1 pseudogene is annotated in these 347 nt (G+C 52.7%); it reads left to right on the top strand.

Annotation, left to right across the window (positions count from 1 at the left end):
• Window positions 1–347: pseudogene (locus ULO1_RS14820) on the top strand (hypothetical protein); the annotation flags it as partial.

Below are 347 nucleotides of genomic sequence, written 5' to 3'. Positions count from 1 at the left end.
TTTCTGCTGCGGGAGATTGAGCTGGATATTTTATCCCTGGATGCCCTGGGCTGTGGCCGCATTTTCTCCCGCTATACCGGGGAAATCAAGGCCTTTCTGGAACGGGGCGGAATTATTGCCTGGGGAATTATTCCTACCCTGACTGCTGAACAGGAGCAATATGCTCTGCCTTATTTGCTCGGCAAACTGGAGGAATACTGGGATTATCTGGCCCAGCACGGTGTAGACCGGGAGCTACTAGTAAAACAGGCCTGGCTGGCTCCGGCTCGCTGTTGTTTGATCAATGCTGATGGGGATGCCACCGTGACCAGGGCCTTTCGGTTGTTAAAGGAACTGGCCAAGAAATT

The organism is Carboxydocella sp. ULO1 (assembly GCF_002049255.1).
Taxonomy (GTDB): Bacteria; Bacillota.
Note: the sequence above shows the minus strand (reverse complement) of the source record. Positions and strands in the feature narration are given on the sequence as shown.